The organism is Aeromonas piscicola (assembly GCF_000820005.1).
GTDB lineage: Bacteria > Pseudomonadota > Gammaproteobacteria > Enterobacterales > Aeromonadaceae > Aeromonas > Aeromonas piscicola.
The window spans coordinates 92,977-106,253 of sequence record NZ_CDBL01000079.1; the positions used below are offsets into that span (position 1 = coordinate 92,977).

Annotated in this window: 11 protein-coding genes; 7 read left to right on the forward strand and 4 right to left on the reverse strand. The window is 60.0% G+C overall.

The features are described 5' to 3' along the window. Positions 1-182 precede the first annotated feature (182 nt). The 3 genes from BN1128_RS21135 to aspS form a co-directional block, all read right to left on the reverse strand. Positions 183-1,808 (reverse strand): phosphoethanolamine transferase, encoded by a 1,626-nt coding sequence (locus BN1128_RS21135; protein WP_042872495.1) that lies wholly within the window; start codon positions 1,806-1,808, stop codon positions 183-185. Between the two features lie 287 nt (positions 1,809-2,095). Then, positions 2,096-2,836 carry a YebC/PmpR family DNA-binding transcriptional regulator gene (locus BN1128_RS21140; RefSeq protein ID WP_005313105.1) on the reverse strand — a complete coding sequence of 247 codons (741 nt, stop codon included), beginning with the start codon at positions 2,834-2,836 and terminating at the stop codon, positions 2,096-2,098. A gap of 92 nt (positions 2,837-2,928) precedes the next feature. Then, on the reverse strand, positions 2,929-4,695 hold the full coding sequence (gene aspS, locus BN1128_RS21145; RefSeq protein ID WP_042872497.1) for an aspartate--tRNA ligase: 1,767 nt from the start codon (positions 4,693-4,695) through the stop codon (positions 2,929-2,931). A gap of 431 nt (positions 4,696-5,126) precedes the next feature. On the opposite strand from aspS, the gene BN1128_RS21150 reads away from it, so the two are divergent. The 6 genes from BN1128_RS21150 to BN1128_RS21175 all read left to right on the forward strand — a co-directional run bounded on the left by BN1128_RS21150 (position 5,127) and on the right by BN1128_RS21175 (position 11,441). Continuing rightward, positions 5,127-5,975 (forward strand): DUF72 domain-containing protein, encoded by an 849-nt coding sequence (locus tag BN1128_RS21150; protein WP_042872499.1) that lies wholly within the window; start codon positions 5,127-5,129, stop codon positions 5,973-5,975. Positions 5,976-6,364: 389 nt separating this feature from the next. After that, positions 6,365-7,108 (forward strand): carboxy-S-adenosyl-L-methionine synthase CmoA, encoded by a 744-nt coding sequence (gene cmoA, locus BN1128_RS21155; RefSeq protein WP_042872502.1) that lies wholly within the window; start codon positions 6,365-6,367, stop codon positions 7,106-7,108. 3 nt (positions 7,109-7,111) lie between these two features. After that, positions 7,112-8,089 (forward strand): tRNA 5-methoxyuridine(34)/uridine 5-oxyacetic acid(34) synthase CmoB, encoded by a 978-nt coding sequence (gene cmoB, locus BN1128_RS21160; protein ID WP_042872504.1) that lies wholly within the window; start codon positions 7,112-7,114, stop codon positions 8,087-8,089. A 52-nt stretch (positions 8,090-8,141) separates the two neighbouring features. Further along, on the forward strand, positions 8,142-8,930 hold the full coding sequence (locus BN1128_RS21165) for an ATP-dependent zinc protease family protein (protein WP_042872506.1): 789 nt from the start codon (positions 8,142-8,144) through the stop codon (positions 8,928-8,930). 3 nt (positions 8,931-8,933) lie between these two features. Continuing rightward, positions 8,934-10,472 carry an inactive transglutaminase family protein gene (locus BN1128_RS21170; protein WP_042872508.1) on the forward strand — a complete coding sequence of 513 codons (1,539 nt, stop codon included), beginning with the start codon at positions 8,934-8,936 and terminating at the stop codon, positions 10,470-10,472. 3 nt (positions 10,473-10,475) lie between these two features. Continuing rightward, positions 10,476-11,441, forward strand: a complete 966-nt coding sequence (locus tag BN1128_RS21175; RefSeq protein WP_042872510.1) for an alpha-L-glutamate ligase-like protein — start codon at positions 10,476-10,478, stop codon at positions 11,439-11,441. Positions 11,442-11,586: 145 nt separating this feature from the next. Here the strand turns inward: BN1128_RS21175 and BN1128_RS21180 are convergent, their stop codons facing one another. After that, positions 11,587-12,189: a peroxiredoxin C gene (locus tag BN1128_RS21180; RefSeq protein WP_042872512.1), complete on the reverse strand. Its 603-nt coding sequence runs from the start codon at positions 12,187-12,189 to the stop codon at positions 11,587-11,589. Positions 12,190-12,335: 146 nt separating this feature from the next. Here BN1128_RS21180 and BN1128_RS21185 point away from each other — a divergent pair, with 146 nt between their 5' ends. Further along, positions 12,336-13,244 carry a hydrogen peroxide-inducible genes activator gene (locus tag BN1128_RS21185; RefSeq protein WP_042872514.1) on the forward strand — a complete coding sequence of 303 codons (909 nt, stop codon included), beginning with the start codon at positions 12,336-12,338 and terminating at the stop codon, positions 13,242-13,244. Positions 13,245-13,277: the final 33 nt, after the last annotated feature.

Here is a 13,277-nt window from a genome sequence, read left to right on the forward strand (position 1 = left end):
AGATAAAAAAACGGCAGCCAGTGGCTGCCGTTTTTTTATTGTGTGCTGTTCGCCGGTTTGCCCTGCCTGACACGGCTTGAACAGATCCAGGGCCCCGTCATACACCTTGGTCTGCACATCCATGATCCCCAGCATGGTGCGGGGCAACAGGTTGTTACGTGCACTCAACCTTGCTTGCTCATTCACCCCGCCCGGCACGGTTTGAACAGATCCAGGGCCCCGTCATATACCTTGGTCTGCACATCCATGATCCCCAGCATTGAGTGGAACAGGTTGTCGTGGGAGAAACGCTGGCTGGCCGCCTCCTGCTGCAGGCAATCCATGTTCAGCCGCCGATCTGCCTGCAACTGGGGGGAGAGCCAGGTCAGCAGCGGCACCCGGGTCTGATCGTCCGGCGCAAACTTGTAAGGGGTGCCGTGCAGGTAGAGCCCCATGGCACCGAGGGATTCGCCGTGATCGGAGAGGTAGACCAGCCCCACGTTGTAGTCGTTCTGCAGCGTCTTGAGCTTGGCGATCAGCCGTGCCACTACCTTGTCGGTGTAACGTATGGTGTTGTCATAGCTGTTGACCAGCTCCTCGTTGCTGCAGTTCTCTATGTCGCTGCGCGGGCAGTCCGGCACGAAGAAACGCTCGGAGGCGGGGTAGCGTCGATAGTAGGTCGGACCATGGCTGCCCATCAGATGAAAAGCCACCAGCTTGTTACCTTGCTTGCCCTTCATGTCGGCAATCTGTCGATCCAACCCCTCCAGCATCACCTCGTCGTAGCAGGAACCTTGCTGGCAATACTGCGGAAACGCCTTGGCCTCTATGTCTATGGTGGGCACGTTCTTGCACACCCCCTTGCAGCCGCCGTCATTCTCCTTCCACAGCACGGAGATGCCGGCGTGTTGCAGCACATCCAACATGCCATCCCGCGACTGGGCCAGGGTGTCGTCATATTCCCGGCGCGTGAGATTGGAGAACATGCAGGGCACGGAGACAGCCGTGGCGGTGCCGCAGGAGCGCACGTTGCGAAACGAGATCATGCCCGCCTCCTGAGCGGTGAAGCTGTTGGTCTGCTTCCCGTAGCCGTTGAGGGAGTAGTTCTGGCTGCGGGCCGTCTCCCCCACCACCAGGAACATCAGGGTCGGCTTGCCGCCCTGCCCCACCACTTTGGCATCCGTTCCCAGCGGCTGATAGGGGATCGGGGTGGCAAACAGTATATCCGTGGCATAGCGATAGAGACCGTGCACATAGTTGGCAGGCACTATCTCCTTGCCGAGGGACTTGTTGTTGCGCCCGACCGAGGCGTAATCCTGGTAATAGAGGGCGGCCACCCCCACCAGAAACAGCAGCGACAGGGCAATGGAGCCAAGGCGCAACCCCAGTCCCTTATACCAGGGGCTAGGATAGGTTATTTTCACCCACAGCAAGGCCAGCGCCGGCAGCACGCCGGTCAGCAGGAACCAGAGCGCGACCGAACCATTGAGGTAGGCCGTCGCCTCCCCGCTGTTGGTCTCGACTATGTTCTGCACCATGCTCACGTCGAAGATGACGCCGTACTTGAGCATGGCGTAGCTGACCACAGAGCCCATCAGGATCAGCAGCACGAAGAAGGGCTTGAGCAGATAGCGAAAGGTAAAGGGCAGAAACACCGCATTGAGCGCGGCCAGCAGCACCAAGGGGATAGAGAGGGCAAAGCCCGCCTTGACGTGCTCCAACTGGGTGAGAATGCGGTAAAAGTGCAGGAAGATGGGCCAGTTAAATACCAGTGCAAACAGCAGCACCAGCAACAGATTCACCTTCATCACACCCAGGGTGATGCGCATAACGATACTCCGACAAACCAGGCAGGACTGGGGCCCCTGCATGGGGGCACCCGTTGTGAGTGCTCGCTTGCCGCGCACCTCTTCCTGAGGGCAAGCGCGGCAAGGGGCTGGGGCGCCCGGACACGGCAGGCAGCTTAAGTCGCCAAACTTAAGGGAAAATTAAGGCGGGCAATGCCATGGTCGGCACGATCTTCAGGTGCCAGCTCATCATAAGAAAAACGGCAGCCGAGGCTGCCGTTTTAGCGGGGACGAACAGAGCGTCGCCACCTGAGTGTTCACGGACCGGATTACAGGGTCGCGGCGACTTCGTCGGAGATGGAGCCGTTGTGGTACACCTCCTGCACGTCGTCCAGATCTTCCAGCATGTCGATGAGGCGCATCAGCTTGGGTGCGGTTTCCGCATCCAGCTCTGCTTCGGTGGAAGGGATCATGGTCACTTCGGCGTTCTGTGCCTTGAAGCCGGCGGCTTCCAGCGCATCCAGCACGGTCCCGAAATCGTTCGGGGTGGTGTACACCTCGATGGAACCATCTTCTTCGGTCACCACGTCATCGGCGCCCGCTTCCAGTGCCGCATCCATCAGGGCATCTTCGTCGACACCGACGAAGGTCAGCAGCCCTTTCTTGCTGAACAGGTAGGCGACCGAGCCATCGGTGCCCAGGTTGCCGCCGCTCTTGCTGAAGGCATGACGCACTTCCGCCACGGTACGGTTGCGGTTATCGGTCAGACACTCCACCATCACGGCGGAGCCTGCCGGGCCGTAACCTTCGTAAACGATGGTCTCGAGCTGCTCACCGTCGCCACCACCGGCCCCACGCGCGATGGCGCGGTTGATGGTTTCGCGGGTCATGTTGCTGGTCAGGGCTGCCGTCACCGCCGCACGCAGGCGCGGGTTGTTGGCAGGATCCGGATCGCCGATACGAGCCGAGGTAGTGATTTCACGGATCAGCTTGGTGAAGATCTTGCCGCGCTTGGCATCCTGAGCTGCCTTGCGGTGTTTGATGTTGGCCCATTTACTGTGACCTGCCATAGAGACTCTCCGTTATATTTTTTAGATTTCAATAACACAAAGTGACCGGGTAGGCCGCGCTGGGCGCGGCCGGGACTGTGCCGGATGCCGGCTTATTCATCACCCTTGACGGTCGTCGCAATTGCCAGTTCGCTCATCTGCGCCTGGTTGGCAAAGCTGGGGGCGTCTGTCATCAGACAAGCGGCCGCCGTGGTTTTCGGGAAGGCAATCACATCCCGGATGTTGTCGGTACCGGTCAGCAGCATGCTCAGACGATCCAGGCCGAAGGCCAGACCGGCGTGCGGCGGGGTACCGTATTTCAGCGCATCCAGCAGGAAGCCGAACTTGAGGCGCTGCTCGGCAGGTGTGATACCGAGGATGTCGAATACGGTGGCCTGCATCTCGCTGTTGTGGATACGCACAGAACCTCCACCCACTTCGTAGCCGTTGATGACCATGTCGTAGGCGTTGGCATAGGCGCTGAGTGGGTTGGCTTTCAGCTCGCTCGGGCCCAGGTTGCTCGGCGCGGTGAAGGGGTGGTGCATGGCCGCCAGGCCGCCTTCGCTGTCTTCCTCGAACATGGGGAAGTCGATGACCCACAGCGGCTTCCAGCTGTTTTCCATCAGACCCAGATCGCGGCCCACTTTCAGACGCAGGGCACCGATGGCATCGGCCACCACTTTCTTGCTGTCGGCGCCGAAGAAGATGATGTCGCCGTCGGCCGCGCCGGTACGGGCCAGGATTTCGCGCACTATCTCATCGGAGAGGAACTTGGCAACCGGAGACTGAACCCCTTCGAGACCATTGGCCACGGCATTGACCTTCATCCAGGCCAGGCCCTTGGCACCGTAGATACCGACAAACTTGGTGTACTCGTCGATCTGCTTGCGGGACAGCTCGGCGCCGCCCGGCACTTTCAGGGCCGCCACACGGCCTTTCGGGTCGTTGGCGGGGCCGGCGAACACGGCGAACTCGACGGAGGTCAGCAGATCTGCCACATCGACCAGCTCCATCGGCAGACGCAGGTCCGGCTTGTCGGAGCCAAAGCGACGCATGGCTTCGTCGAAGGTCATCACCGGGAAGTCGCCCAGATCCACGGCCAGCACGTGTTGCCACAGGTTGCGGATCATCTCTTCCATCAGCTCGCGCACTTGGGGCGCTGTCATGAAGGAGGTCTCCACGTCGATCTGGGTGAATTCCGGCTGACGGTCGGCACGCAGGTCTTCGTCACGGAAGCACTTGACGATCTGGTAGTAGCGATCGAAGCCGGACATCATCAGCAACTGCTTGAACAGCTGCGGGGACTGCGGCAGGGCGTAGAACTTGCCCTTGTGCACCCGGCTCGGCACCAGATAGTCACGGGCACCTTCCGGGGTGGCCTTGGTCAGCATGGGGGTTTCGATGTCGAGGAAGCCGTGCTCGTCCATGAAGCGGCGTACGAAGGCGCTGGCCTTGGCACGGGTCTTCAGGTACTTGGCCATTTCGGGGCGACGCAGATCCAGATAACGGAACTTGAGACGCTGCTCTTCGCTGTTGACCTGGTTGAAGTCCAGCGGCAGTGGCTCGGCGCGGTTGATGATGGTGAGCTCGTGGGCGAACACTTCGATGGCGCCGGTGGCCATGTCGCTGTTGCGCTGGGTGTCAGGACGGGTACGTACCACACCTGAGACCTGAATGCAGAACTCGCCGCGCAGTTCGGAGGCCAGGGCGAAGGCATCCGGCTTGTCCGGATCGAAGAACACCTGCACGATCCCTTCCCGGTCACGCATGTCGATAAAGATCAGACCGCCGAGGTCACGACGACGATGGACCCAACCGCACAATGTAATGGTCTGCCCGGCATGGGCCTCATTGACCTGTCCGCAATAGATAGAGCGCATGGACTTCTTCCTTCGAAATTGTAGAGAGACGGTTAACCTGAGCCGCCGGGCACGACTGGCAGCACAGTCCGTCTCACAGCTGGCCAGAGTCTTGTTCTTGCCCGGTTTGAAATCTGTCTCGTACCGTCCGACCCCCTGGATCGGACACCTGCCACCGATATCGGCTCGACCAGAGGCGGCTGGCAAGCGGCCGGGCAGTCGGTCAGAGGGCATCGGAAAGCATCGTTGTTTGGCCAATTCATGGCCGCTACCGTCGCCACAATATGCGCACAGCGGGGCGAGTCACAACAAATTGGCAAACAAAAGGGCTGGCATTATAGAGGAAAACCCCCATTTGGGTAAAATGGCCAGCAGCCTCCTTTGCCCTGTTTTTTGCGTCTCAAGGCAAAAAATGGGCATAAACCGAGATAAACCCGCAGACAGGATCCGCCATGAGCCTCTTTTTGGGCCTGCCACAATGGTCGCACCCGGCCTGGCCCGGTCAATTATTGGGTGTGGGCGCCAAACCCGCCGAACATCTCGCCCACTACGCCCAGGTGTTCAACACAGTGGAAGGCAACACCACCTTTTACGCCTCGCCCACCCCTGACACAGTGCAGCGCTGGGCCGATGCGGTGCCTGCCCACTTTCGTTTCAGCTTCAAGTTTCCGAAAGAAATCAGCCACCAGAGCGATCTGGTGAGCGTAGACAAGCAGGTGACCGACTTCATTCGCCTGCTGGCCCCTCTTCACGACAAGCTGGGGCTGCTCAAGCTGCAACTGCCCGCGCGCTTCGGCCCGAGCGGCCTTCCCCGCCTTGCTGAATTCTTCAACCGGCTGCCGACACAGTTTCGCTATGCCCTCGAGGTGCGCCACCCCGATTTCTTCGCCAAGGGCGAGGCGGAGCGCAGCCTGAACCGGATGCTGATGGAAAAAGGCATCAACCGCATCATGCTCGACAGCCGGCCGCTGTTCTCTGTGCCAGCCACCACGGCAGCCATGATAGATGCCCAGGGCAAGAAGCCCAGACTGCCGGTGCACCTACTGGCCACCGCCAGCGCCCCCGTGGTGCGGCTCATCGGTCTGCCGGATCCGGCCGCCAATCACCCCTTCCTGCCCAGCTGGTTGCCCCACTGGCGTCAGTGGCTGGCGGAGGGAAAGGATCTCTACCTCTTTATACATACCGCCGACAATGCCCAGTCACCCGAGCTTGCCCGTCAGATAACCCGCCTGTTGGGGCAGGAGATGGCCCCCTGGCCAGGGGAAAACGATCGCGCGCGCCAAGGCGTGCTGCGCTTTTAGTCAGCCATGTCACAGGCCATCGCGCATGCGTAAAAAAAGCCGCTTTTTTGTGGCTGGACGGGGCTCGGCGTCAAGACAAACGCCCATCAATCCTCTACACTAGCGCCCCAAGCAAGGGGCCTGTCGTTGACCACTGCAATTCATTGCAACAAACAGCGCGGCTCCATATAAGGGGCCTGTCGTTGACCACTGCAATTCGTTGCAACAAACAGCGCAGCTCCGGATCAAGGGCACGGATGATGGCCCATTGCGAACAGGGCCGGCCCGAAGGATCTCACGGCCAGCCACCCCGTTCGTAAACCGGTGATAAAACAACCCAGAAGGGTGTCACCCAACGACTCAATTGAACAAGCAGTCGGTTCACATACCGGCTGTCAGGTTGCGCCAGCATGCATACCAAAGACCAGATTTTTGCCGCCCCTATCGCCCGATTGGGGGACTTTTGCTTTGACGAACAGGTCGTCGACGTCTTCCCCGACATGATCCAGCGGTCGGTGCCGGGTTACAGCAACATCATCTCCGCCATCGGCATGATGGCCGCCCGCTACGCCCAGCCGATGAGCCGGCTCTATGACCTCGGCTGTTCGCTGGGCGCCGCCACCCAGGCCATGCGTCGCCACGTGACCCAGCCGGGTTGCCACATCACGGCGGTCGATCTCTCCCATCCCATGATCGAACGCGCCCGCGCCCATCTCTCCGGATTTAAATCCGAGGTGCCGGTGGAGTTGGTGGAAGCGGACATCTGCGACGTCGCGATCGAGAACGCCTCCGTGGTGGTGCTCAACTTTACCCTGCAGTTCGTGGACCCCGAAAAGCGGATGACCCTGATCCAGCGCATCTTTGACGGGCTGCGCCCGGGCGGCATCCTGATCCTGAGCGAGAAGTTCCGCTTCGAGGATGAGCCGGTCAACGAGCTGCTCATCGATCTGCACCTGGATTTCAAGCGGGCCAATGGCTATAGCGAGCTGGAGATAAGCCAGAAGCGCAACGCCCTCGAAAACGTGATGCGCACCGACAGCCTGGAGATACACAGAGCCCGCCTGCGGGACGCCGGTTTTGTTCACCAGGATCTCTGGTTCCAGTGCTTCAACTTCGGTTCAATGATTGCCATCAAATCCAGCGACACCAACTAAGCCATGATCGACTTTGCCAATTTTTATCAACTGATCGCCAAAAACCGGCTGAGCCACTGGCTGCATACCCTGCCCGCCCAGTTGCACGCCTGGCAGCATGACAACCAGCACGGCGATCTGCCGCGCTGGAATCGTGCCCTCAACAAGCTGCCCACGGTCGCGCCCGGCCCCATCGAGCTGCAACATGGGGTCGAGATCGGCCATGCCGAGAGCCTGGGCGAGGGCGAGCGCAAGAAGGTCGAAAGCCTGCTGCGCCACTTCATGCCCTGGCGCAAGGGCCCGTTTACTGTGCACGGCATCCACATCGACACAGAATGGCGCTCTGACTGGAAGTGGGATCGGGTATTGCCCCACATCAGCCCGCTGGCCGGTCGCTATGTGTTGGATGTGGGCTGCGGCAGCGGCTATCACCTCTGGCGCATGGTGGGGGAAGGCGCCAAACTCGCGGTCGGCATAGATCCGAGCCCGCTGTTTCTCTGCCAGTTCGAGGCCATCCGCCACTTTCTCGACGGCGACCAGCGCGCCCACCTGTTGCCGCTCGGCATTCAGGAGCTGCCGGAGCTGCGCGCCTTTGATACCGTCTTCTCCATGGGGGTGCTCTATCACCGCAAGTCCCCCATCGAGCACATAGAGCAGCTGCGCAACCAGCTCAAAGACGACGGCGAGCTGGTGCTGGAGACGCTGGTGATCGATGGTGGGGTCAACGACGTGCTGGTGCCCACCGATCGCTACGGCAAGATGCGCAACGTCTGGTTCATCCCCTCAAGCGCAGCCCTCAAGCTCTGGGTCGAGCGCTGCGGATTTACCGATGTGCGGATTGTCGACGAGAATATGACCAGCACCGACGAACAGCGTCGTACCGACTGGATGATAAATGAATCCCTGACCGATTATCTGGACCCCCAAGATCCAGCGCTCACGGTGGAAGGACACCCGGCGCCGAAACGTGCCGTACTGATTGCCAGAAAGGCCAAAGACTAGCCGATGGCGCCTGTGGAAGTTACACTGACCCAATTCCAGGAAGCACAGTTAAATGAATGACATGAAAAGCAAATTAAAAGGAATGACCCTGCTCTCCCTGCTCAGTCTCGGCGGGTGTGTCAGTATGGAGAAAGCGCCCCCGGTACCTACCTTGACGCTGGCCGAGCTTCGCACCGAGATCAATCTGAGCGAGCAACGTCTGCAAACATCCATGGAACAGCAACAGAAGCAGTATGTGCAGCAACAGCACCTGCTGGTTCAGCTCAACACTGATGTCACCAACATGAAAGAGTCCGTGAAAAAAGTCGACAGCAAGCTCGAATCCTTGCCGCCCGAGCCGCCCAAGCCCATGGCGATCCCGACCGAGAAGTGCCAGGCGCCAAGCCAGGGACACACGGTCGATGGCAAACTGCTGGTCGGTGAAGCCGAGTGGATCTGGGTAGACGCCGCCAATGACGCCTTCCAGGCGCGGGTCGATACCGGTGCCACCACCTCCTCCATCAGCGCCCAGGACATCACCATCTTCGAGCGCAACGGCAAAAACTGGGTGCGCTTCTTCCTGAGCCACCAGGAGATGGATGACAAGATCCAGATCGAAGCGCCGCTGGTGCGTCACGTACGGGTGCGTCAGGCGTCCGCCGACGATCTCGACCGTCGTCCCGTGGTGCGTCTGGCTGTGCGGATCGGCGACATGACAGAAAAAGCTGAATTTACCCTGAAAGACCGCAGCGACATGACCTTCCCCGTGCTGCTGGGTCGCGAATTTTTGAAAGACATCGCCGTGGTTGATGTGGCCCGCGAATATATCCAACCAAAACCCAAGCTCAAGGATGTGAAATAATCCATGGTTTCCCGTAAGCCGTTCTATTTGCTGGTCGCCCTGCTGTACATTGTCGGCCTGGGGATGACGTTTTATCACCACATAGCGTTGGACGTGCCGCTGACGCCGGGTGAAAAACGCCAGATCTGGTCCATCGAGGCCAAGTTGGAGTTCGAGGCCACCGGCGAGCCGGTGATCGCCTCCCTGGCCATTCCGGGCACTCAGCCCGGTTTCACCCTGATGAACGAGAATGCCGCGAGCCCGGGCTATGGCCTGTCGTTTGTCGAGAAGGATGGTGATGCCCGTGCCGAGTGGTCCATTCGCACCGCCTCCGGCCGTCAGGAGCTTTACTACCGCGTCGACATGATGGCTGACGAGCACGCCAAACCGGCGGCACTGGCCCAGCCCCCCGTCATCGAGAAGCAGATAGAGAGCGAGCCTTACGCCACCGCGATGAAGCAGATCTCCGAGCGGGCGCAGGAGCGCTCCGCCGACGGCTACACCCTGACCCGCGAGATCATCAAGGAGATCGAGAAGCAGGAGCAGAACGCCGAGCTGCTGAAGTCTCACAAGAGCCGCGCCAACCTGATCGCCGAACTGCTCAACAACGCCGAGGTTCCAGCCCGGGTAGTGCATGCCCTGAGCCTGGAAGACGGTCGCCGTCGCCAGGAGCTGGTGGATTACCTGCAGGTGTTCAACAGCCCGACCGACTACAAGCTGTTCAACCCGCAAACCGGTGAACAGGGTCGCCCTGCCAACCTGCTGCTGTGGGAATACAACTCCGGCGCCCTGCTGGACGTGACCGGCGGCCACAACTCCAAGGTGACCTTCTCGATGATCGAGCAGGAACAACCAGTGAACGTGGCGCTGGCGCAGAAGTTCGAAAAATCAGAGATGATGAACTTCTCCATCCACAGTCTGCCGCTGGAAGAGCAGGCGCTGTTCAAGGGCTTGCTGCTGATCCCCATCGGCGTGCTGATGGTGGTGTTCCTGCGGGTCATCGTCGGTATCAAGACCTCGGGCACCTTCATGCCAGTGCTGATCGCGGTCGCCTTCATCCAGACCTCCCTCATCACGGGTCTGATCGGCTTCCTGCTGATCGTCGGCACCGGTCTCATCATCCGTTCCTACCTGTCGCGGCTCAACTTGCTGCTGGTGGCCCGAATATCGGCGATCATCATCATGGTGATCTCGATGATCGGTATCTTCTCCGCCTTCGCCTTCAAGCTGGGGCTGACCGACGGCATGAAGATCACCTTCTTCCCGATGATCATCCTCTCCTGGACCATAGAGCGGATGTCCATTCTGTGGGAAGAAGAGGGTCCGAAAGAGGTCGTCCGTCAGGGCGGTGGTTCCCTGCTGGTGGCGGTCATCGCCTACCTGGCCATGGACAACGAGCTGATCCGTCACCTGACCTTCAACTTCCTCGGCCTGCAACTTGTGCTGATGGCGACCGTGCTGCTGCTGGGTAACTACACCGGCTACAAGCTGAGCGAGCTCAAGCGCTTCAAACCGCTGGTGAACGAGATCAAGTCTGGCGCCACCCCGGGTAAGGACAAGTAACAGATGTGGTTCTGGGAAAAATACACCAGTCCGTGGAGCCTGTCCCAGGCAGGCATCCTCGGCATGAACAAACGCAACCACTCCTACATCAGCCGCTACAACCCGCGCAGCCTCTACCCCTTGGTGGATGACAAGCTGCAGACCAAGCGCATCGCGCTGGATGCGGGGGTGACTGTGCCGGAGCTTATCGGCACCATCCGCGAACAGCACGACGTGACCCGCATCACCCAGCTGGTCAAGGATTGGCCGGGTTTCTGCATCAAGCCGGCTCGCGGTTCGGGCGGCAAGGGGATCCTGGTGATCCTGCGTCAGGAAGATGGCCTCTTCTACAAGCCAAACGGCAGCGCCAGCAATGGTCAGGATCTGGAGCGCCATGTCTCCAACATACTGGCCGGGCTCTATTCGCTGGGCGGCAAGCCCGACGTGGCGCTGGTGGAAGGCCTCATCAACTTCGATGATGTCTTCGATGGCTACTCATTCGAAGGGGTACCCGATGCGCGGGTGATCATCTTCAAGGGCTTCCCCGTGATGGCCATGATGCGCCTCTCCACCGCAGCCTCCGACGGCAAGGCGAACCTGCACCAGGGCGCCGTGGGCGTGGGCCTGTGCCTGCGTACCGGCCGTGCGTTGCGGGCGGTGCAGTTTGGCAACCCGCTGCGCCACCACCCGGACACCGGCCTCGATCTCTATGAGCTCAAGGTGCCCCACTGGGACACCCTGCTGACCCTGGCGGCCTCCTGCTACGAGATGTCGGGCCTGGGTTACATCGGCACCGACATGGTGCTGGACAAGTTCCGCGGCCCCATGCTGCTGGAGCTCAACGCCCGGCCGGGTCTCGCCATCCAGATTGCCAACGGCCGCGGCCTGGTGCCCAATCTCAAGACCATAGAGAAGCTGGGCCAGGTCAAGATGAACGTGGAGCAGCGAGTCAACTTCGCCAAGGATCACTTCGGTATCTTCGACGAGTAGCCTGACGGCCTGATTAACAAAAGCGCGCCTGTGGGCGCGCTTTTTTATGGCTGGCATTTGGCCGGGAGCGAGACCGGCGCAAAAAAAGACATAAAAAAACCGATGCCAAGGCATCGGTTTTTCAGTATCCGGTACGCAGACCTTATTACAGGGAAGCGGCGTTCTCGGACAGATACTTGGCAACGCCATCCGGAGAGGCGGTCATGCCTTTTTTGCCTTTCTCCCACTGAGCCGGGCACACTTCGCCGTGCTCTTCGTGGAATTGCAGGGCGTCGACCATGCGCAGCATCTCGTCGATGTTGCGACCCAGCGGCAGATCGTTCACGACCTGGTGACGAACCACGCCGTGGCTGTCGATCAGGAAGGAGCCACGGAAAGCCACACCGGCTTCCGGGTGCTCAACGTCATAGGCTTTGCAGATCTCGTGCTTGATGTCGGCAACCAACGGGTACTTGACCGGGCCGATGCCGCCGTCTTCGATCTTGGTGTTGCGCCAGGCGTTGTGGGAGAACTCGGAGTCGATGGAGACACCGATCACTTCCACGCCACGCTTGTTGAACTCTTCCAGGCGGTGATCGAAGGCAATCAGCTCGGACGGGCAGACGAAGGTGAAATCGAGCGGATAGAAGAACAGGACGGCTGCCTTGCCTTTGATGTGGGATGCCAGGTTGAAGGTGTCAACGATCTGGCCATTGCCCAGAACGGCAGCAGCGGTGAAATCGGGTGCGGGACGGCCTACCAATACCATATTCAATTCCTCTTTATGTGAAGTGAACAATCCTGTCAGGATTGGGCTACCTAGAGCCAAGTCCGTCTAATTCAAGCGACAAACTATAGGCCCGGTGGTAGATTAGTTAAATCAAATTAAATAGATAGCATTAATCGGGTTTTCCTATGCAACGTTGGCCCAGCCTGAAACAGCTGCAATATCTGGTCGCTCTCGACGAGCACAAGAACTTCAACCGCGCCGCCAAGGCCTGTCATGTCAGCCAGTCCACCCTGAGTACCGGGATCCAGACGCTGGAAGACATGATGAATCTGCAACTGGTGGAGCGGGACCACAAGAGCTTCATTATGACCCCGGTCGGCATGGAAATCGTCGAGCGGGCTCGCAATTTGCTCTCGGATGCACGGGATCTGATGGAACTCGGCCAGCATCAGGGCGGCGTCATGCATGGCACTGTGCGGCTCGGCTGCATCCCCACCATAGCCCCCTTCCTGCTCAGCAAGCTGCTGCAGGTATGTGGCAAAGCCTATCCTGAGCTGGAATTGTTGCTGCGTGAAGACACCACCACCAACCTGCTCAAGCAGCTGGAGCAGGGTCAGCTCGACTTGCTGATCCTGGCGCTGCCGGTGGAGATCGGCGGCTTCCACTGCAAGATGGTCGGCCAGGACCCCTTCCACATGGTGATGCCCGCCAGCATGGCGGCCGGTCTGCACACCCCGTTCGACTACAAGGAGCTGCCCAATCAGAGCATCTTCCTGCTGGAGCGGGAGCACTGCCTCACCGAGCATGCGGTCAGCGCCTGCCGGTTGCGGGACAAGAGCAAGATCAACCCGTTCGCCGCCACCAGCCTGCACACCCTGGTACAGATGGTCGGCGCCGGGCTTGGCACCACCTTCCTGCCGCAGATGGCCATAGATGCCGGTATCCTCGACAACACGGATCTGGTGGCCATCCCCCTGCCAGGGGAGCACCCCTACCGCGAGATCGGGCTGGTGTGGCGCCCCAGCACGACTCGGGTACAGACCTTCTACAAGTTGGCCGAGCTGCTCACCCCGCTGATCGAACCCAAGGCCTGAACTTAGACAGACTTCCATGAAAACGCCGGCAAC